This window comes from Gordonia sp. (in: high G+C Gram-positive bacteria), assembly GCF_052106715.1.
GTDB lineage: Bacteria > Actinomycetota > Actinomycetes > Mycobacteriales > Mycobacteriaceae > Gordonia.
In genome coordinates this window covers 1-19062 of record NZ_JBQEDL010000038.1, presented here as the reverse complement: position 1 = coordinate 19062, position 19062 = coordinate 1, and the positions used below count along the sequence as shown (strand labels likewise).

Sequence of the window (19062 nt, the reverse complement as noted above, 5' to 3'; positions counted from 1 at the left end):
GATCGCGCTCCGCGCGGTCAGGCCAGTCACCGCAAAGACCGGTAATATGGAACGACTGTGAGCGCGCCGACCCCCCACAATCCCGAAGATCCTGCTCCAGACCCACGTCTGGCGGAGGAGCAGACGCACCTCGACGCCGTCTACGCACGGCTCGACCGCATGCGCACAACGACGCGTCGCCGCCTCAACGAGACGCTCCGCGAGTCGGCGGGAACTCCGCAGGCCCTGTCTGAGCGCGAGTCGTACGAGCGCATGTACAGCGACGAACTGACCAAAATCGACGCCGCCGAGCACAACTTGTACTTCGGGCGGCTCGACATGGCCGCCGACGCAGGCGAGGACGCGGTGCGTCGTATCGGTCGCATCGGAATCCTCGATGACGACGACCACGACACCACTCTCCTGCTCGATTGGCGGGCGCCGTTGTCCCGACCGTTCTATCTCGCGACCCCGGCGGCACGCGAGGGCGTCGACCGGCGCCGCCACATTCGAACCCGGTCGCGTGCGGTCCGCAGCGTCTCCGATGAGTACCTGCGCTCGGGAAAGATCGACGACGACGCGACCGGATCCAATGTCGTCAACGAAGCCGCCCTCGTCGACGCGTTGAACGCAGCGCGAACCGGTGAGATGACCGACATCGTCGAGACCATTCAGCGTGAGCAGGACGAGATAATCCGGTCCACCCACCGCGGCGTCGTCGTCGTGCAGGGCGGCCCCGGTACCGGAAAGACCGCCGTCGCGCTGCACCGCGCCGCCTATCTCCTCTACACCCACCGCGAGATACTCGCGCGCAGCGGCGTCCTGATCCTCGGCCCCAACGAGGATTTTCTTCGCTACATCGGTCAGGTGCTTCCGTCCCTGGGCGAGACCGGAGTGCTGCTCTCGACCGTCGGCGACCTGTTCCCCGACGTCACCGCACGCGGCCACGACTCACGTGAAGCGACCGCACTCAAAGGCGATCAACGGATGCTCAACGTCCTGCGCGCCGCAGTACGCGCTCGCCAGTCGCTGCCGGCCAAGGGGATCGCAACGAAGTTCGACGGCTTCGAGCTTCCGATCGACGCCGAACTGGTCAAGACGGCTCGAGCGCACGCCCGATCGACTCGGCGTGCTCACAACCTCGCACAACGCGCATTTCTGCGTGCCGCACTGGACGAGTTGGCAGCGGTGCACGCACGCCGTATCGGCTCGAGCGAACTCGACGGCTCACAACTGTTGACCGCCGCCGACTTGGAGGACATCCGCTCCGAACTCGAGGCCGACCCGGGCGTCGTCGCCGAATTGACCGAGTTCTGGCCCACGCTCACCCCACAGGGCGTGCTGCGCGACCTGTACGACGACCCGACGTTCCTCCGCAGATCGACTCGGGGTTGGACCGACGCCGAACGCCACGCCCTCTACCGACCGGCTCGGCCCCTTGCCGGCGACGCCGACCTCACCCCCGGCGACGTACCGCTCCTCGACGAGCTCGCGGAGCTCATCGGCTACCGCACCGACGAAGCCGAGCGAGTGAACCGCGCCCGATGGCGGCAACAACTGTCCGAAGCGCAGGACGCCCTCGACATCCTGACCGGTTCCGCACCACAGGATCTCGAAGACGATCTCGACCCCGAGATCCTCATGGCATACGACCTGATCGACGCCGAGCAGCTCGCCGAACGCCAAGTGCACACCGAACGCAGGACGACGGCGGAACGCGCCTACGAGGACCGGACGTGGACGTTCGGCCACGTGATCGTCGACGAGGCTCAAGAGCTGTCGTCGATGGCGTGGCGCATGGTGATGCGGCGCATCCCCAACCGGTGGATGACGGTGATCGGCGATACGGCTCAGACCGGTGACCCTGCGGGCAGTACGTCGTGGCGCGAGGTGTTCGAGCCGTACGTCGCCGATCGGTGGCGACTGCACGAACTCACCGTCAACTATCGGACCCCGTCGGAGATAACGCGGTACGCCAACCACGTCCTCGAATGGATTGATCCCGATCTTGAAGCACCGAGATCGTTGCGGGCCAACGAAATCGAGCCGTACGCGGTCGCGACCGACGATTCGGCGGAGACGATCGCGGAGGTAGTCGCAGAGGCCGACTGGGCGGGTCTGACAACGGTGATCGCGTCAGACGGCACCGCAGACGCCCTCCGCGAGCGGCTCGGCGAACTCGGGTCGCCGGTGTCGGTCCACTCGATCACCGCAGCGAAAGGCCTCGAGTTCGACACGGTGGTCCTCGCCGAACCCGCCGACCTGGTCCTGGAGTCACCCCGCGGTTACAGCGATCTGTACGTGGCGCTGACACGTGCGACGCAGCGCCTCGTCGTCGTCCACGCACGAGCGCTGCCACCCGATCTCGCCGACATGCCGTCGGCCGCTGGCTGAGCGCCCTACCCCTCCCGCCGGTCGAGCGAAGTCGAGACCCTGGGGACCTCGACTCCGCTCGATCAACAGAGAGTCCCGCTCGATCAACAGAGAACTCTGCTGATCAGCAGTGGGCTCGGTGGCTCCTACGTGGTGTGAACGATGAGGACGTCGCAGGCCGCCTTGCGCGCCACGTCAGCGGGTACCGAGCCGAGGAGGCGACCGGCGATCGAGTTCAGACCGCGGTTACCGACGACGAGGAGGTCGGCCTGGACGTCGACCACCAACTGCAGGAGCGCATCGACGGGAGCGCCTTGGACGGCACGCTGGACGACCGTCTCGGCGCCCGCACCGATCGCCCGTTCCTTCGCGGTGCGCAGGATCTCCTCGGTCGGCGACGAGCCCATCACCTGGTACGCCTCATCGCGCAACGTGTCAGTGGCGCCACTCGCCGCCTTCCCGTCGTTCGGGAAGTAGGCGCACGCGATGACGACTGTCCCGCCGCCGGCGATCGCACCCGCGCGCTCGACGGCCTTCAGTGACGATTCCGATCCGTCGGTGCCGACCACGATCGTCGAGTATCCGCTCATATGTGAGTTCCCTCCAGGTGATGTCACAGGGCTCCGCCGTGGTGAATGTCCAGACGAACCCATTTCCGACATCGAACATACCCTGTCGTAACCCGGAAACTCTGCGACTTCGAACTCACTGTCACTCACAAATCAATGAATACGGCGCTGAAAGCGACATCACTTTATGCCCGCCGCATCCATTCCACGCAGCTCCTTCTTGAGATCAGCGATCTCATCGCGGAGACGGCCTGCAAGCTCGAACTGCAGATCTCTGGCCGCGTTCATCATCTGATCGGTGAGTTCGTGGACGAGGTCCGCGAGTTCTGCACGCGGCATGGCTGAGGTGTCCCGCTGCTCGTAGACACCGGCACTGACCGCCTTGGACACCTCACCCTGGGCTCGACGCCCACGGCTGGAATTGCGCCCCGATCCGCCGATCTCGACGGTGTCCTCGGCTTCGGCGTACACCTGATCGAGAATGTCCGCGATCTTCTTCCGCAGCGGCTGCGGATCGACGCCCTTCTCGGTGTTGTATGCGATCTGTTTGGCTCGGCGGCGCTCCGTCTCATCGATCGCATTCTGCATCGAATCGGTGATCCGGTCGGCATACATATGGACTTGCCCTGATACGTTTCGGGCCGCGCGGCCGACGGTCTGAATCAACGAGGTGGTGCTGCGCAGGAACCCTTCCTTGTCTGCGTCGAGAATCGCGACGAGCGAGACCTCCGGAAGGTCGAGTCCCTCACGCAGCAGGTTGATGCCGACAAGAACGTCGTACTCGCCGGAGCGGAGTTGTCGCAGCAGTTCCACACGGCGCAACGTGTCGACTTCCGAGTGCAGATACCGCACGCGAATCCCCAGTTCGAGGAGGTAGTCCGTGAGGTCCTCGGACATCTTCTTGGTCAGTGTGGTCACCAAGACGCGCTCGTCGCGTTCGGTGCGCTGCCGAATCTCGTGGACGAGATCGTCGATCTGCCCCTTGGTCGGCTTCACGACGATCTCCGGGTCGAGCAGGCCCGTAGGTCGGATCACCTGCTCGACGAACTCTCCACCGGACTGGCCGAGCTCGTACGCGCCGGGCGTCGCCGACAGATACACGGTCTGACCGATCCGATCGGAGAACTCATCCCACGTCAGGGGTCGGTTGTCGACAGCGGACGGCAGGCGGAAGCCGAACTCCACGAGGTTGCGTTTACGCGACATGTCGCCCTCGTACATCGCACCGATCTGCGGGACGGTCACGTGCGACTCATCGATGACGAGGAGAAAGTCGTCGGGGAAGTAGTCGATGAGGGTGGCCGGGGCCGATCCCGGTCCGCGGCCGTCGATGTGGCGCGAGTAGTTTTCGATGCCCGAACAGAACCCGACCTGACGCATCATCTCCAGGTCGTATGTGGTCCGCATCCGAAGTCGTTGGGCCTCGAGGAGCTTTCCCTTGGCTTCCAGGTCGGCGAGACGCTCTTCGAGTTCCTTCTCGATGCTCGCCATCGCCCGCTCCATGCGTTCGGGTCCGGCGACATAATGCGTTGCCGGGAAGATGCGGAGGTTGTCGACCTGGCGGACGACGTCCCCGGTGAGAGGATGCAGGTAGTACAGGGCCTCGACCTCGTCGCCGAAGAACTCGATGCGGACCGCCAGTTCCTCGTACGACGGGATGATCTCGACGGTGTCCCCGCGCACGCGGAAGCCGCCGCGTGTGAATGACATGTCGTTACGCGTGTACTGAACGTCGACAAGCAGACGGAGTAGCGCGTCACGATCGATGGACTCGCCGACGCCCAACTCGATAGACCGGTCGAGGTAGGACTGCGGCGTTCCCAGACCGTAGATGCACGACACCGACGCGACTACGACGACATCACGACGGGAGAGCAAATTGGACGTCGCGGAGTGCCGGAGGCGTTCTACGTCGTCGTTGACCGAGCTGTCCTTCTCGATGTAGGTATCGGTCTGCGCGATATACGCCTCGGGTTGGTAATAGTCGTAGTATGAGACGAAGTACTCGACGGCGTTGTTCGGCAGCATCTCGCGCAGTTCGTTCGCCAATTGCGCCGCAAGCGTCTTGTTCGGTGCCATCACCAGCGTCGGCCGCTGCACGCGTTCGATGAGCCACGCGGTAGTGGCCGACTTGCCGGTTCCGGTCGCCCCCAGTAGGACGACGTCCCTCTCCCCCGATGTCAGACGCCGTTCGAGGTCGGCGATCGCCGTTGGCTGATCGCCTGCGGGCTCGTATTCGCTGACGACCTCGAAGTGGCCGTCGGTTCGTTCGATCTCACCGACCGGCCGAAACTCCGAGTGCGCGACGACCGGTTTCTCCGCGGGGAATGCCATACCTCAAGCGTAGACACAGCCACCGACAATCGCCCGTTCCGCCAGCGCGGACCGCCGCCGACTGGTGGAATCGATCTCATACCGCGTCACCCCCAGACGGTCACCACCCAGACGACAGCCCATCCGCCAGCCCCATCGACATCGGAGACGAAATGACCGAGAACCGACTCACCCCTTCCCGCCGCGCCGTCCTGACCGCCGTCCCGATAGGCGCGGTCGTCCTCGGCGCAGCCGCGTGCGGTGACGACTCCGGCGGATCGAACAGCGCCTCACCCGGCGCTGAGTCGAAATCGACGGCGAACTCGTCCGGCGACGTGCTGACCACCACCTCCGCGGTCCCCGTCGGCAGCGGTGTCGTCGTGGGCGACGTCGTCGTCACGCAAGCGACTGCGGGCGACTTCGAGGCGTTCTCGACGAAGTGTCCGCACCAGGGCTGCGCGGTGGCGCCGAAAGACGGAAAGCTCGACTGTCCGTGCCATGGAAGCGAGTTCGACCTCGACGGTTCGTTGGTGCACGGTCCGGCCACAGAGCCGCTCACCCCGGTCCACGTCCAAGTCCGGGGCGCAGACATCGTCAGGGTGTAGCGACTGCGCCGCCGTCGTGCTGGGCGTCTGGTCGACAGACCAGGGCGTGAGCACCCGCCGAACGCGCGGGGACGTATTCTCGCCGTTCCGGCGCGACGACCTGCACCGGCCGGACGCGACCGTTATCGTCTGCTCATGAGCTCCTCCGCCGGTGTCGATGTGCACATTCACCCACCGAAGGTGGAGGTGTTCGACGTCCCGGCGATGACGAACACCGACAACAAAGGCTTCGTGCGCCCCGTTCGGGTCTATCGCGAGAAGCCGTACGGGCTGTACATGTCTCGGACGGCGGACCACCCCCGATTCACCCACCTGGAACTCTGGCTGCTGCCCGAACTAGGGCTGCGCGCCAACGTCTTCCACTTCGTCGACGGCTACCGCCCGCAGCAGCGTCTCTACCTCGACGTCGGACGCTTTCGGGGCCCCGACTCCTCGGGACGGTGGCATTCCGTGGACTGGTATCTCGATCTCGTCGACAACTCCGGGAGTCCCCTCGCCCTGATCGACGTGGACGAACTGTTCTCCGCGCACGCCGCAGGCCTGATGACCACCGCAGAATGCGAGCGGGCCGTCGAGATCTCGACGGCGGCCCTGGTCGGCGCGGCGGTCGCAGGCGGTGTGCAGGCATGGCTGAACCAACAGGTCGGCGAGCCGTTGACCTGGCTGGACCGTGAATCCGAGTGAACGAAGGACGACCGCTACCCGATTCGACAATGTCGCCCGAACGACCGACTCAGCGAATCGTTGTCGGCGACCATATGCCACACTGCCCTCATTCCACTGAACCTTCACACATGGGGATAGCCGCCGACTATGACGACTCCACCGAGACCAGATCAGCCCGACTCGAACAATCAGCCCGATCAGACGGGTCAGCAGGGTCAGACCAATCAACCGGGCAATCCGTTCAGCCAGCACGGAAACGCTCAAGGCCCGGTCTATGGTCAACAACAGCCGGGTCAACAACAGCCGGGTCAACAACAGCCGGGTCAACAACAGCCGGTGTACGGCCAACAGCAGGCTTACGGTCAACAGCCCGGTCAGTACGGACCACCGCACCCCGGCTTCGGACCGCCGCCCGGAGGGCCCGATAACCCGACTCCCCCGCCGTCCGGCCTGCGATCGAACAAAGTGATCCCGATCGTCGTCGGATGCATCGCTGTCGCCGTCCTCATCGCCGTCGTCGTCGGCTACCTCGCGTTCCGGGACACCGACGATGGCACGAGCGTCGACGCCAGTCCTGTCGGTTCATGTCTGACAGTCGAATCCAAGGAACTGTCGAACGTCGAGACCGAGAGGACCGACTGCACCGACACCAAGGGCCTGTCGTACATCGTCGCCGCCAAGAAGTCGGACGAGAAGGCCTGCGAGAAGGCAGGCCTCCGCTTCTGGGTGACCGAGTACGGCGACGGCGCGAGCGACGATATCCTCTGCCTAGCACCGAATTACGTTCAGGGGAACTGTTACAAAGAGTCGTCCACCTCGATTGGTCTTGGGCTCGAGGCAGTGCCGTGCACCGAGGAATCGTCCATCGTGAGCGTGGTCTACAAGATCACTGAACGCGTGAAGTCCACCTCAGTGCCGAACTGTACGGACCCGAGCAAGCAGAGGGTCTACGCGTCGAAGATCGACACGGGCTCAGACGACGCTCTCGGTGTGTGCGCAGTGATCCAAGGCGACTACACGTGGACACAGGAGTGACGACTCCGCCGTCGTGACACGACCGGCACAGCACTGACCGTCGACAGGCCGTGTGACCCCGCGGGGCGCACGGCCTGTCGACAACGTGCGGGCTCGTTGGTCCCACGGACTCATTGCGAATCTTCACCGCACCGTGTACCCTAGGCGGCTGCTCGGTACACCGAGCTTTCATTCGGTCGACGTGAAGGATCATCTCCTGAGTCTCGAAGTCACATATCTCCCCGATCTTCACCAGTTCGCCGTCTGGTCTTCGCACACACCAGACGACCGCGCACGCAGCATGACAGTTCCCCTCGTCGTCCCAGTGGACGGTGTGCTCGGCGTCAACCAGATCGAGTGCGACCTCGTCGACGCTGGCGATCTACCCACACGAGCACGCGCATCCGCGTCACTCACCGCATGGCGAACGCTGTGCAAGGACCCGGAGACCGACCTCAGACTGCCGGTCGCGGCCCACGCCGAAGCCGACCCGACGCGTACCGCGGTCACGTCCTCCGAGTATGCGAAGAGGGCGCTGCGCGAGTCGTTCGCCACCGAACACTCACTCGCCGGCATCGCTGCCACTCTCCGGCCCTACCAGGTCGCGGGCGTCGCCTGGCTCCTCCGCACCATCGACGCTCACGGCGGTGCGCTACTCGCCGACGAGATGGGCCTCGGCAAGACGTTGCAGGCCATCGCAGCCCTCCACCGACTCACTGAAGGCCGCCACCTCGTAGTCTGCCCGACCAGTCTCATCACCAACTGGCAGCGCGAGATCGCTCGGTTCGCACCGTCGCTCGTGGACCGGGTGCAGGTCGTCTCCTATGCTCGGCTGCGCATATCCGCAGCCGAACTCGCCGAGACTCCGTGGAACGCTGTCGTATTCGACGAAGCGCATACGCTCAAGAATTCTCGGACACAAGTGTCGCGCGCCGCACGCGGCCTCGACGCCCGGGCCCGAATTGCGTTGACCGGCACCCCGATCGAGAACTCTCTCGACGACCTGTGGGCGATTCTGCGAGTCGTGGCCCCCGCGATGTTCCCGGTGAAGGCGGTGTTCCGTCGTCGGTTCACCAAGGCGGTCGCGTCCGGCGACGACGGGGCCCTTCCCCGTTTGCGTGCCGCCGTCGCACCGGTGATGTTGGCCCGCACCAAGGATCGGGCGGCAGCCGCGCTCCCGCCCAAGATCGATAACCCTGTGCTCTGCGACCTCTCCGATGAGCAGGCCCGACTGTACGACTCGTACCTGACTCGCGCCGCCGACGACGGCTTCGGGTCCGGGTTACAACGTCACGGGCGGCTCCTCGCCGTGCTGACCACGCTCAAGCAGATCTGCAATCACCCCGACCTCGTCGACGGTCCCGCCACCTCCTGGGAGTCAGGTCGCTCCGGCAAACTCGATGTCCTGATGGAGATCCTCGAAGCCAACGCCGCCGACCGGCCGACCCTCGTGTTCACGCAGTATCGGCACACGGGCGAACTCCTCGCCAGCGCCGCGTCGCAGGTCATCGGCCAGGACGTACGGTTCTTCCACGGCGGCCTCTCCGTGGAAGAACGGTCCGCGATCGCCGACCGATTCCAGTCCGGCGACGGCCCGAGCATCCTGGTGATGAGCCTCAAAGCCGGTGGGTCCGGCCTGACTCTGACTCGCGCGTCCGACGTCGTGCACTTCGATCGATGGTGGAATCCTGCTGTCGAGTCTCAGGCGACCGACCGCGTGCACCGGATCGGCCAGGACCGGCCGGTGACCGTCACGACACTGACCACTGCGACCACCCTGGAGGAGCACATCGACCAGATGCACCGCCGCAAGGCGCTGCTCGGTGTACACGCCGACGACTCGTCGATCGTCTCCGACCTCGCCACCCTGGACGACGAGCGCCTGCTCGACGTCCTGCGACGCAACCGAGAGGGCTCGCCGCGATGACACCTCAGTTCGGATTCACCGCGTGGGGCGCTGATATCGTCCGACTCGCCGAGCCCGTCATGGCGAGCACGCCGAATACCTCGGCTCCCCGCGCACGGAGTATTGCGCGCAACGGCGGAGTGACCCTGGAGATCGACGGCAGGTGTGTCACAGCGCGTATCCACCGCGGCGGCCAGGCCTCGATCGCGCACTTGGAGATCGCCGCGATGGAGCCGCCCGTGATGGCCGCGCTGCGCGAGGAGATCGGGTCGCGAACCGAACCCGACGACGCCGTCCACGCAGCGCTCCGGGCACGAGGTCTGCAACCAGCTGCGGCCTTGGACGCTGCGGACTGTTCCTGCCGAGCGCGCACGACGATGTGCGTTCATGTCCTCGCCGCGCTCTACGCCCTCGCCGAACGCGTCGATCACTCGCCTGCAACTGTGCTCGGCATGCAAGCGGGTGTCGACGGGACAGGGCTAGGCGGGTCAGGGTTAGACGGGACAGGGCTAGGCGGGTCAGGGCTAGGCGGGACAGGCGAAGACGGGGCCAACAGCCGCCCGCCTCGGTGGACGCCGACTGCCGCCCTGGATGTGCGGGACTACTTCGCCGTACGTGGCTGACCGACCCCCGACTGAGTCGGCGATCGACTACGGAGCGATCATTCCGCCGGCCGCACACTCACCCGCGCACCCCGGCCCGGGTCCGCGCTGCCGTGCGGCCGCACGTGCGGATCGTCGGACTCGACCGGCGGAAACCCTCCCGCGGCAAGCGGTTCCGTCAGGGCTTCGGCAGCGACGAGGTCGGCGACAGTCACCGTCAATTCCGGAATCGGTCGAGCGGGGTTACCGGCAGCAGAGGACGTCCCGCAGTGCTCGACGGCCTGCGCTGCGCCGCCGACGAGCGCCCACACACGGTTGACGAGGCGAGCGCCGAGGGCGGTCCATTCAGGGTCGGCGGTGGTGTCGTCGATCGACGGCTCGACGTCGCGTCGGGCCGATACGTTGTCGCGGAACGGCACGATCCGTCTCTCCCACACGGCCAGGGCTGCGTCGGCGAGTTCGTCGGGCGTCCCGGAGTTGTCGAGCCAGATGTCGGCAACAGCGTGGCGCTGTTCGTCGGTCGCCTGCGCTGCGATGCGCTGTTCGGCATCGGCCGCGTCCATCCCTCGAAGCTCGACCAGACGTCGGAGCCGGATGTCCTCGTCGGCGTGGACCACGACCACGAGGTGGTAGAACGGCGCCATGTGTCCTTCGACCAGAAGCGGGACGTCGTGTAGCACAATCGCGTCGTCCGGAGCGGCATCGGTGAGCTCTTGGGTGCGCGCACCGATCAACGGATGGGTGATCGAGTTGAGGAGCTTCCGGCTGTCGTCGCTGACGAACGCCTTCGCGGCGAGCGCGGGCCGGTCCAGTCCGCCGTCGGCGGTGAGGACGTCCTCACCGAATGCCTCGACGAGCTGCGCCAATCCTGGTGTGCCCCGTGCGACGACTTCGCGCGCGATCTTGTCCGCATCGATGTGGTAGGCCCCGTGCGCGATGAAGGTCTGGGCGACTGTCGATTTGCCGGCGCCGATACCGCCGGTCAGGCCGATTCTGATCACGAGTCCACTGTGTCAGATCGACCCGACCGGCGCCGCGTCAGACTCCGGCGGGCTCGGACTGGGCCGCTTCGCGCTCCTCGACGAGAGTCAGTGCGATGTCGACGATCATGTCTTCCTGACCGCCGACGAGGCGCCTTTCACCGCACACCGTCAGAATGTCGCGGACATCGAGTTCGTATCGCTGCGCTGCGGTTTCGGCGTGCCGAAGGAACGACGAGTACACGCCCGCATAGCCGAGCGTCAGCGTCTCACGGTCCACCCGGACCGGCCGATCCTGCAGTGGACGGACGACGTCGTCCGCCGCATCCTCGAGCGCGTTGAGGTCGCACCGATGCTCGAAGCCCGACAGGTTGGCTACGGCGACGAACGGCTCGATCGGGCAGTTTCCGGCACCCGCACCGTGTCCGGCGAGCGATGCGTCGACGCGATAAACGCCGGCCTCGACGGCGACGACGGAGTTCGCGACCGACAACGACAGGTTCTCGTGGGCGTGGATGCCGATCTGGGTGGCCGGGTCGAGCACCTCGCGGTACGCCTCGATGCGCGCTTGCACGTCCTTCATCGTGAGACGGCCCCCGGAATCGGTGACGTACACGCAGTGTGCACCGTAGGACTCCATCAGCTTGGCCTGCTGCGCAAGTTTCTCGGGCTCGGACATGTGGGAAAGCATCAGGAAGCCCGAGACGTCCATCCCGATCTCACGGGCCGCCGCGATGTGCTGCGCGGCGACGTCGGCCTCGGTGCAGTGGGTGGCGATGCGGACCGAACGGACACCGAGGTCCCACGCGCGCTTGAGCTCTTCGACGGTGCCGACGCCGGGCAGGAGGAGCGTCGTCAGGCGCGCGTTGTCGATGACGCTCGCAGCTGCCTCGATCCATTCCCAGTCAGTGTTCGATCCGGGGCCGTAGTTGACCGAGCCGCCGGACAGCCCATCGCCGTGCGCCACCTCGATCGCGTCGACGCCTGCCGCGTCGAGTGCAGCGACGATGCGTTTGACGTCGTCGGTGCTGATCTGATGGCGAATGGCATGCATCCCGTCGCGGAGCGTGACGTCCTGCACGAAGATCGGCGTCCCGCCCGGGTTCTGTGTCTGGTGTGTGCTCATACGGTGGTCTCCTTCTCAGCGGCGAGGGCGGCGATCCGCTCGGCGTACTGCAGGCCCGCCGAAGTCATGATGTCGAGATTCCCCGCGTACGCCGGAAGATAGTGAGCGGCGCCCTCCACCTCCAGGAACACCGAGACCTGGTGGGTAGGAGCAGATTCCGGCTCTTGTTTCAGGAGGGTCTCGACGGTTGATCCTTCTGCGATCGGGTTGATCTGCACCTTCTGCTTCAGCCGGTAGCCCGGGACATACGCCGACACGTCGGCGACCATCTTCTCAACCGAATTGCGGATCTGCTCCTGGGTGTCGAGGTCCGGGGCGTCGACGAGCGCGTACACGGTGTCGCGCATGATCAGCGGAGGCTCTGCCGGGTTCAGGATGATGATCGCCTTGCCGTTCGACGCCCCGCCGACCTGCTTGATCGCGTTCGACGTCGTCTCAGTGAACTCGTCGATGTTGGCACGGGTGCCGGGGCCTGCCGACTTCGACGCGATGGACGCGACGATTTCCGCGTAGGCGACGGGCGCGACACGTGAGACGGCGGCGACGATCGGGATCGTCGCCTGGCCGCCGCAGGTCACCATGTTGACGTTGGTCGCGTCGAGGTGATCGTCGATGTTCACGGCCGGCACCACGTAGGGCCCGATCGCAGCGGGAGTCAGGTCCACGAGCCGCTTACCGAGCGGCTCCAGTACCGAGGCGTTGTATTCGTGCGCCTTGGCCGACGTCGCGTCGAATACGATCTCGATCTCGTCGAAGCCGGGCAGCTCGGTGAGGCCTTCCACACCTTTGCTGGTGGTCGGCACGCCCATGCGTTCGGCGCGGGCGAGACCATCCGACTCGGGGTCGATGCCGACCATCGCACCCATCTCCAGATGATTTGCCGTGCGGATCACCTTGATCATCAGATCCGTGCCGATATTGCCGGATCCGATGATGGCCACTTTCGTCTTGTTGCTCATGACTGCTTTCCTTCGCTGAACTTCGCGACGACGGTGCCGAGGCCGGAGATCTCGACCCGCACCTCGTCGCCGGACTCGATCGGTCGCATGGGGCCGAGCGCGCCGGAGAGGATGACCTGTCCCGCGCGGAGCGGTTCGCCGAAGTCGCGGGCCGACTTTGCGAGCCACGCGACGGCGTTGAGCGGGTCGCCGAGGCACGCCGCCCCATCGCCCGTCGACACTTCCTCGCCGTTGACGAGCATGCGCATGCCGACATCGACCGGCGAGAACTCGCCGAGAGTCTTGCGCTCTGCCCCGAGAACGTAGACACCGGACGACGCGTTGTCGGCGACGGTGTCGGCGAACGCGATGTCCCAACCGTCGATGCGGCTGTCGCACACCTCGATCGCCGCGACCCCGTAGTCGACGGCGTCCCGGATCTGGTCGATGTCCAACGAACCGTCGGAGAGGTCTCGCTTGAGGACGAACGCAACCTCCGCCTCGGCCTTGGGCTGCAGGAGTCGGTCCATCGGAACCTCGCCGCCCTCGCCGTAGGCCATGTCGTCGAAGAGCACCCCGAAGTCGGGTTGGTCGACGCCCATCTGGTCTTGGACGGCCTTCGAGGTGAGGCCGATCTTGCGTCCGACGACGCGGCCGCCCGCTGCGACTCGGCCCGCGGTGAGTCGTTCCTGAACGCGATAGGCGGCAGGCAGGTCGACGGCTCCGATGAGGTCGCGGACCGGAGCGCACGCTGTTCGAGTCTGCAGCGCCTGCAGGAGTCTGTCGGCCGCCTGTTGCTCGGCAGCGAGGGAGTCGGTACTGGTGGTCATGGTGAACATGTTCCCGCGATCACGCCGACCAACGGAAGGAATTCGTCTCGCTCAGCGATACGCGGCGTAGAGTCGGGGCGTGCCCAGCGCCTCAACACCCGTTCCCGACCCTGATCCCGGCGCTGTTCCCGATACCGTGATCGGCAAGGTCATGCTGATCCTGCGCGCGTTCGACGTCGATGATCACGAGCTGACGTTGGCCGAGATCGTCCGTCGCACCCCGCTGCACAAGGCGACCGCACACCGTCTCGCGCGGGAGCTGGTCGACGCTCGACTGCTCGACCGCACCGACGGCGGATACCGACTGTCGGGCGGGCTGTTCGAGCTCGGAATGCGCGCTTCGGTGGAGCGCAGCCTGTTGGAGATCGCAATGCCGTTCCTCCAGGACCTGTACGCCCGCACCCGCGAGACCGTGCACCTCGGAGTCCTCGACGGCCACGAGGTGCTGTACGTCGCAAAGATCGGCGGTCACCGGCAGGCGAGCGCGCCGTCCCGCACGGGTGGCCGAATGCCGTTGCACTGCACCGGAATCGGTAAGGCTCTCCTTGCCCATGCGGATCCCGAACTGCGCCGACAGGTATTGACGGCGCCGCTACCCCGACGCGCGCCGCGGACGATCGTCGCGCCTGGACTTCTCGCAGCCCAGCTCGACACGGTCCTCGAGGCCGGTGTCGCATTCGAGTTCGAGGAGTCGACGATCGGCATCGCCTGCGTGGCCGCACCGATCCTCGAGGTGGCCACGAACGACGTCGTCGCCGCCGTCAGCGTGACCGGACCGCTGACCCGGTATCGACCGGAGCCGCACGCCGACGCCGTCCGCGCCGCCGCAAGCGGGATCGCGGCCACACTTCACCGACGTCGGGCGCTACAAAGCTGACGCATTCGGAGAAGTCGACTGCGACTCGGCACAACTTGCCAGTCATAGCTCGAATAGATTCATCTTGTACGTCCGCACCGGTGGAGCGAAGCGACCGAGGCCGGTCATGAGGAATCGAGTCTTCGCCGGCCAGCTCCGCGCTACCGACGTCTGCGGAGTTCCGAAGGTCCTACTATCGACGAGCCGGATGCCGAGCGACTCGAGGCTCTGCGGATCGCCGCAGGTCCAGAGCATTCGCGCGGGAACCGCTCGGAACACCGGATTCGAGTCCTGGGACCGCATCATCAACGCCCCGCCCGTGTCGAAGGCCAAAAGGGACCCCGCGAATCGATGCGAGAGCCTCTGCAGCACGTCATGTACGCGCGCTTGGTCGAAGTACAACAACACGGCCTCACTGAGCAGGAAGATCGGTCCGTCCGTCGCCGCCACTGCGGAATACCAATCCTCGTCGAAGATCGAGGCCGTGATCATCGTGTACCGATCGGTGTCTTCGAAGTATTTGCGGCGCAACGTCATCGTGTCGGACACATCCAGGTCGAACCAGCGGAGTCGGCCGTTGTCGAGGCGGTGGAACCGGGTCGACAGGCCGCACCCCAGATCGACGACCGTGCCATCGGGGTGCGCTCGGAGAAAGTCGCGGACGTACTCGTCGAAGATCGCAGCGCGCAGCACCGAGCCGGACAGGGACGGCCCGCGAAACTTTCCGAAATCGTAGTCGATCGCGTCGACCAGGTCGATCGCCGTACGGTCGTTCAGGATGCTCGTCTCGGACTGCGCATCCTTGGCTCGCCCGTAGAGGGGAATGAGCAGGGTCTCCTGAATCTCGCCGAGATCCACCGAATCGGCCATACGCTCGTTCCTTACTTAGGCTTACCTAATTGCTAGATCGATAGTATGAACCGACTCGACGGACGTCAAGATCTCAACCCGCGACCGCGACCACCTCGGAGACATCGACGTCGATACTCGTACGCGCGACCTGAGTGCCCGACAGCACATCGACAGCGACGACGGTGTCGGTGGACGGATCACTGACATACGCCGTACCGCCGAGAACCTCGACCAGTGGCATCGGCTCCTGCCATTCGACGGGTTCGGTCCAGGCCCCGATCACCTGGTGGCGCGCGACCTGCCGCCCCGTCGCCGGATCGAACACGTACAACGCCCCGTCGGTTCCCAGAATCACCGCCTCGCCGTCCTGCCCGCGGGCCAGTGAACGGAAGCTATAACTCGTCGGCAGGTCCACGACGCGCAATGTCCCGCTCCGCGTGTCGGTGAGGGAGAACTTCCGCGGACGCTCGATCTCATCGTCGTCGAGCCTGTCGTCCGGGACCGTCTTGTAGTCGCCGAGTACAAACGGCGAATCGTCGTCTCCTGCTTGATTTCCGATCCGTGCGTACGCATCGGGAGCCGGTACCTTCGTGATCTCGCCGCCACCACGGACCAGGAGGACGCCGTCCTCACATCCGAACGTCAGGACACCGCCTGCCGCAGCAGCCTCCCCGTGGATGCCCGGGCACTGATCGTTAGCCGTGATCTGCTCGCCGTCGGCCCCGATAATCGCCACGCCATTGCGCGAGTCCTCGTCGCCCCGCGAGACGACGAGCGTCCCGTCGGCGCGCTTGACCGCGACACCGTGATGAGCCTGGGGCGCACGATAGTCCGAAGTCTCGGGCTGCCCGTCGGACAGCGCCTCGCCCGGCATCGTCGTGACCTCGCCGCTGCCGTCGAAGAACAGTGTGATCGTGTCGTCGTGGGCGACGACGTGACCCGGTTTCGGACCGTCGAACTCGATGTCGGTCATTCGTGGCTCGGCTGTGAAGTAGTGGCTGTGATCGCCGTGCGATTCACGCCAGGTACCGGTGTCGAGCACCTCGAAGCCATCATCGGTGGAGACGAAGACGTGCCGGGAATCCCCTGCGGGGTTCAACCGGAGGAAGCCGTCGCGATCAATATCGGAGACCTCCTCGAGGCTCTTCCCGTCCAGCACCCGGACCCCTCCGTCGTAGGACACCACGAGTCGCGGTGTGGCACGGGACTTCTCACTGGGCGAGGACGTGTTGTCCTCGGATTCCCCGGAGCATGCGGCGAGAAGGGCCGCGCCGGCCACCGCGAACGCGGCGAATAGTCGTGTGTTCAGTTTCTGCATGCGAGCCAGTGAACACGTTGATGACAATAATTGTCAACAACGCATGGGTCGGTGAATCTCACCCACCACTTTTCTCATCGTCTGCGCCCGACACATCCGCCGACACCTCCCCTCTCGCGTCGACCAGAACGCTTCCGGACACTAGGCCCGTAAGACCGTGACCGTTCGGCGTGACGAGCAGAGCCACGATGGCCCCGCCGGCGAACACCCAGGCGGACGCCCCGAAGGGATCGGGAAGCAGAGTCAACGCGTAGAACATGCCGATGCCGCCGACGAATCGAGCCACGCGCACGAACGCTGTCGATAGAAGACCCTTCCGATGCTCGGCTCGATACTCGAGTTCGACGCAGAGGTCGCCGACCGACTGTCCGGACGCTGCGATCACGACGAGCCATATGATCGCCGGGACGGCGGCGCCGATCGTCGACGCGAATGCCCCGTCGAGTACCGCCTCATGGTCGTCCGCGACGTACTCCAGCCACAATTGCACCACCACCGATATGGCCGCGGACACCAATGCGGCGGCCAGGACGTCGCAGAGCGCGCCGATGAGACGCCGTGGCTTCGTGACGGGCCTGGCTTCATCGCTGTCCGGCAACCTGGCCACGCCGCGCGCCCTCTGTGGAACACAGATTCCCACGATCGAGCCGACGACGGCGCCCGCCGTGTTGGCGAGGAGGTCGTCGACGTCGAACACGCGATAGGAGCACTCGTAGATCCACCACATACCGGTGGCCTGGGTCGTCTCGATGAACAGCGACACTGCGACACCCACCGCGATCGCAGTCGGAAGCCCTCGGCTGCCGAGTACGCGGACCAGCGCACCCAGCGGAACGAACAGCAGAACGTTGAGAGCCAGCTGCAATGTCGCTGGATCGGTGAATGCATGCCCGCGCTCACGGGCGCCTTGCACGTCTCGCACGGCCTGCCACACATCGGTGTTGGCTGCTATGCACACCAGCGCATCCGGGTCGGGCAAGGGAAACAACGTGTAGGTCCAAATCGCGCAGAAGTAGACGGCGGCGGCGATCCACAGCAGCGACCGACCGAACGTCAGGCTGCCACGCCGCCGATAGCTCAGAGCGACAAACGGCACGAAGAGCAGGACGCCGATGGCAATCCCCGAACCGATCGCCAACACACCGGAGACCACTTCATTACCCACGGCCACAACAGTATTCGGATACTCGAAAGCACTGAACCCCGGGACTGATCAGTCCCGGGGTTCAGTGCGATGTCGCTGAGCGACTACAGATCAGACGTTGCCCGACAGCTTCTCGCGCAGTGCAGCGAGCTGCTCATCGCTGGCCAGCGAACCGCCAGTCGACGTAGCACCGGTCGAGACCGAAGGCTCGTTCGACGACGCAGCCGAAGCGGACGACGACGAGTAGTCGGTCGGAGCGTTCTCGGCCTCGGCGGCTGCCGCGGCGAACTTCTCCATCTGAGCGGTGTGCATCTTGTGACGACGCTCGGCCTCTGCGTAGCGAGCCTCCCACTCCTCACGCTGGGAGTCGAAGCCTTCGAGCCACTCGTTGGTCTCGGCGTCGAAGCCCTCGGGGAAGATGTAGTTGCCCTGGTCGTCGTAGCTATCTGCCATGCCGTACTTCGACGGGTCGAACTCCTCCGAGTAGTCCTCGTTGGCCTGCTTGAGCGACAGCGAGATACGACGACGGTCCAGGTCGATGTCGATGACCTTCACCATAGCGTCGTCGCCGACGGAGACGACCTGGTCGGGAACCTCGACGTGGCGCTCGGCCAGCTCGGAGATGTGGACCAGGCCCTCGATGCCCTCTTCGACGCGGACGAACGCACCGAACGGAACCAGCTTGGTGACCTTGCCCGGAACGATCTGACCGATCGCGTGGGTGCGGGCGAACTGACGCCACGGGTCTTCCTGCGTCGCCTTGAGCGACAGCGAGACGCGCTCGCGGTCCATGTCGACGTCGAGGACCTCGACGGTGACCTCGTCGCCCACTGTGACGACCTCGGACGGGTGGTCGATGTGCTTCCACGACAGCTCGGAGACGTGCACCAGGCCGTCGACGCCGCCGAGATCGACGAATGCGCCGAAGTTGACGATCGAGGACACGACGCCCTTGCGGACCTGGCCCTTCTGCAGCTGGTGCAGGAACTCG

17 protein-coding genes are annotated in these 19062 nt (G+C 65.4%); 7 read left to right on the top strand and 10 right to left on the bottom strand.

All coding sequences use genetic code 11. The features are described 5' to 3' along the window. Positions 1–57: 57 nt before the first annotated feature. Positions 58–2373, top strand: coding sequence for a HelD family protein (locus ACTIMF_RS16130; protein WP_442351303.1), 2316 nt, complete (start codon positions 58–60; stop codon positions 2371–2373). A 125-nt stretch (positions 2374–2498) separates the two neighbouring features. Here ACTIMF_RS16130 and ACTIMF_RS16125 read toward each other — a convergent pair whose 3' ends face one another. Then, entirely contained in the window at positions 2499–2942 is a 444-nt protein-coding gene (locus ACTIMF_RS16125) for a universal stress protein (protein WP_442351302.1), read from the bottom strand. Positions 2943–3101: 159 nt separating this feature from the next. Further along, a complete protein-coding gene (gene uvrB, locus ACTIMF_RS16120; protein WP_442351301.1) occupies positions 3102–5255 on the bottom strand; it encodes an excinuclease ABC subunit UvrB in 2154 nt (717 codons plus the stop codon). Positions 5256–5407: 152 nt separating this feature from the next. Here uvrB and ACTIMF_RS16115 point away from each other — a divergent pair, with 152 nt between their 5' ends. From ACTIMF_RS16115 to ACTIMF_RS16095, 5 genes are all read left to right on the top strand, one after another. Then, entirely contained in the window at positions 5408–5839 is a 432-nt protein-coding gene (locus tag ACTIMF_RS16115) for a ubiquinol-cytochrome c reductase iron-sulfur subunit (RefSeq protein ID WP_442351300.1), read from the top strand. Positions 5840–5974: 135 nt separating this feature from the next. Next, the gene (locus tag ACTIMF_RS16110) at positions 5975–6523 is read left to right on the top strand and encodes a DUF402 domain-containing protein (protein WP_442351299.1); all 549 of its coding nucleotides are present in this window, start codon (positions 5975–5977) and stop codon (positions 6521–6523) included. Between the two features lie 129 nt (positions 6524–6652). Next, positions 6653–7540: an LppU/SCO3897 family protein gene (locus ACTIMF_RS16105; RefSeq protein WP_442351298.1), complete on the top strand. Its 888-nt coding sequence runs from the start codon at positions 6653–6655 to the stop codon at positions 7538–7540. Positions 7541–7820: 280 nt separating this feature from the next. Next, positions 7821–9446 (top strand): DEAD/DEAH box helicase, encoded by a 1626-nt coding sequence (locus tag ACTIMF_RS16100; RefSeq protein WP_442351297.1) that lies wholly within the window; start codon positions 7821–7823, stop codon positions 9444–9446. Continuing rightward, complete coding sequence (locus tag ACTIMF_RS16095; RefSeq protein WP_442351296.1) at positions 9443–10048, top strand: hypothetical protein; 606 nt, start codon at positions 9443–9445, stop codon at positions 10046–10048. The genes ACTIMF_RS16100 and ACTIMF_RS16095 overlap by 4 nt, the downstream gene beginning before the upstream one ends. A 38-nt stretch (positions 10049–10086) precedes the next feature. Here ACTIMF_RS16095 and coaE read toward each other — a convergent pair whose 3' ends face one another. Genes coaE through ACTIMF_RS16075 form a run of 4 tightly spaced genes read right to left on the bottom strand, consistent with a single transcriptional unit; the run spans position 10087 to position 13901 of the window. After that, the gene (gene coaE / locus ACTIMF_RS16090) at positions 10087–11028 is read right to left on the bottom strand and encodes a dephospho-CoA kinase (RefSeq protein ID WP_442351295.1); all 942 of its coding nucleotides are present in this window, start codon (positions 11026–11028) and stop codon (positions 10087–10089) included. A 37-nt stretch (positions 11029–11065) separates the two neighbouring features. After that, a complete protein-coding gene (gene dmpG, locus ACTIMF_RS16085) occupies positions 11066–12133 on the bottom strand; it encodes a 4-hydroxy-2-oxovalerate aldolase (RefSeq protein WP_442351294.1) in 1068 nt (355 codons plus the stop codon). Beyond that, entirely contained in the window at positions 12130–13092 is a 963-nt protein-coding gene (locus ACTIMF_RS16080) for an acetaldehyde dehydrogenase (acetylating) (RefSeq protein ID WP_442351293.1), read from the bottom strand. The genes dmpG and ACTIMF_RS16080 overlap by 4 nt, the downstream gene beginning before the upstream one ends. Further along, the gene (locus ACTIMF_RS16075) at positions 13089–13901 is read right to left on the bottom strand and encodes a 2-keto-4-pentenoate hydratase (protein WP_442351292.1); all 813 of its coding nucleotides are present in this window, start codon (positions 13899–13901) and stop codon (positions 13089–13091) included. The genes ACTIMF_RS16080 and ACTIMF_RS16075 overlap by 4 nt, the downstream gene beginning before the upstream one ends. Before the next feature lie 151 nt (positions 13902–14052). Between ACTIMF_RS16075 and ACTIMF_RS16070 the strand changes: the two genes are divergently transcribed. Next, positions 14053–14778: an IclR family transcriptional regulator gene (locus ACTIMF_RS16070; protein WP_442351314.1), complete on the top strand. Its 726-nt coding sequence runs from the start codon at positions 14053–14055 to the stop codon at positions 14776–14778. 42 nt (positions 14779–14820) lie between these two features. On the opposite strand, the gene ACTIMF_RS16065 is transcribed toward ACTIMF_RS16070, so the two are convergent. From ACTIMF_RS16065 to ACTIMF_RS16050, 4 genes are all read right to left on the bottom strand, one after another. Next, a complete protein-coding gene (locus tag ACTIMF_RS16065; protein WP_442351291.1) occupies positions 14821–15627 on the bottom strand; it encodes a class I SAM-dependent methyltransferase in 807 nt (268 codons plus the stop codon). A 73-nt stretch (positions 15628–15700) separates the two neighbouring features. Then, entirely contained in the window at positions 15701–16927 is a 1227-nt protein-coding gene (aztD, locus tag ACTIMF_RS16060; protein ID WP_442351290.1) for a zinc metallochaperone AztD, read from the bottom strand. Between the two features lie 58 nt (positions 16928–16985). Next, on the bottom strand, positions 16986–18092 hold the full coding sequence (locus ACTIMF_RS16055) for a VanZ family protein (RefSeq protein ID WP_442351289.1): 1107 nt from the start codon (positions 18090–18092) through the stop codon (positions 16986–16988). Positions 18093–18182: 90 nt separating this feature from the next. Beyond that, a partial coding sequence (locus ACTIMF_RS16050) for a S1 RNA-binding domain-containing protein (RefSeq protein ID WP_442351288.1) occupies positions 18183–19062 on the bottom strand: 880 nt, incomplete at its 5' end.